Origin of the sequence: Vibrio sp. 661 (assembly GCF_033339315.1) — a bacterium.
Taxonomy (GTDB): Bacteria; Pseudomonadota; Gammaproteobacteria; order Enterobacterales; family Vibrionaceae; genus Vibrio; species Vibrio alginolyticus.
In genome coordinates this window covers 1-1,720 of sequence record NZ_JAWOUJ010000047.1, presented here as the reverse complement: position 1 = coordinate 1,720, position 1,720 = coordinate 1, and the positions used below count along the sequence as shown (strand labels likewise).

Genomic DNA, 1,720 nt, shown 5'->3' with positions numbered 1-1,720 from the left:
GTCTCCCTCAGACAGCACGACGCGAGTCATACCCCCCGAGCGGATAACGGAAGACTTTGGAATGGTTAACACCGCGTTGTCGCTGACAGGTTGTAAGGCAATATTGGCGAACATGTTCGGTTTCAGCTCGCCATTGGGATTAGAGAATTTAAGACGAACACGAAGCGTGCGCGTTTTAGGATCCAAAATTGGATACACATAATCGACGCTGCCTTGCCACTCTTTACCCGGAATCGCATCCAACGTCATAGTGGCGTCGCTGCCTGCTTTCATCCAGTGAGCTTGGCGCTCAAACACTTCGGCATCCACCCATACGTTTTCAAGTGGGCCCGCGCTGATCACCGCTTGAGCAGGGGATAGGTAACCACCTTCACGAACGTTCAAACTCGCGATGACGCCATCTTCCGGAGCTTTAATTTCAATAGTTTGCGATGCTTTCCCGCGTTGAGTAATGGCTTTGATTTGAGAACGATCAACACCAAGTGTCACCAAACGTTCTGTCGCGCCTTTCACTAGGCCACTACGCCCAGTTCGGTAGGCGTTCAGCAGCTCTTCTTGTGCTTTGACTAGCTCAGGCGAATACAGCGTGAACAGCACGTCGCCTTTGTTGACCTTTTCACCCACGGCATTGATGTAAAGCTTTTCAACCCAGCCCGCCACGCGAACGTTGGTTTGCCACAAATGGCTTTCGTCAAACGCGATATAGCCGACAGTTTCAATCCGAGGTGAAAGTTGCTCTAAAGAGACTTGAGCGGTTTTTACACCTAAGTTGTTTTCAACTGATGGGTCAATTTTCACCGTGCCGGGTTTGTCTTGTTCACCCGCGAGATCTTCGGCGTACACTGGGATCAAGTCCATGCCCATTGGCGATTTGCCCGGTTTGTCGCGCTTGTAATTTGGATCCATTGGCGCAACCCAATAGAGTGGCTCGTTTGAGCTGCTTGCAGTGCTACCGCCTGTGCCGCTCATGTCGTGGTTTGCACCAGATAGGTACTGATTAACGCCAAACCCTAGTGCCCCGCCAACAAGCAGAGCGATGGTTGCTATCTTGATTGAATTTGAACTCATTCCTAATTCCTTATTTTCCCCATGAGGCATGACAGCGATGTTGATTGTTTATTGGTGTGCATTCGCCATCGTCCCCAAGCTTGGGTTCTCTCATATTTTTGTTTTAGTTCGCGCTTGCTTCAGGCGTGATGTTGGGTGTGGATACTTGATATTCGAAACCACCCAATAATGCCGCTAAGTTGCTGTTTACGATGTTTAAATCGGTAATAAGACGTTGCTGTTCGATCTTTAGCGCCAGCTCGTCTGTGCTTGCCATGATCACGTCCTTAAACTGTGCGGTATTGTTTTGATAACCCCTTTCTACCGCGTGAATACGAGCTTGAACTTGGGGAAGTAAGGTGGATTGATAACGCTCTAAACGCTGACTCAAGTTGGCGCGATCAACCAGCAATGTGTTGACCTTCGCGTTCATCTGAGTCAGTAACGTATCTTTTTGTGAGCGAGCGGCACCCACTTGATACTGGGCGGCAGCTAAGTTGCGGTCTTGGCGATTGCCAGTGAACAGGGGAATGTCCATTGTTAGATACGCGCTCACCAAGTCCGATGCAGGTTCGCCTTTCATATTGTTGGCTTGACGATAGGCGTACATCACTTCCACACCGAATTGAGGCGTGTAAGCTTGCTCTGCAATGTCCACTTGAGTTTCACTGGC

General features: G+C 49.7%; 2 protein-coding genes. Both read right to left on the bottom strand.

Going from position 1 to position 1,720, the window contains the following annotated elements:
- On the bottom strand, positions 1 to 1,068 hold a 1,068-nt coding region (locus tag R7P69_RS24535), incomplete at its 3' end, for an efflux RND transporter periplasmic adaptor subunit (RefSeq protein WP_318121724.1).
- A 103-nt stretch (positions 1,069 to 1,171) separates the two neighbouring features.
- A partial coding sequence (locus tag R7P69_RS24530; RefSeq protein ID WP_318121722.1) for a TolC family protein occupies positions 1,172 to 1,720 on the bottom strand: 549 nt, incomplete at its 5' end.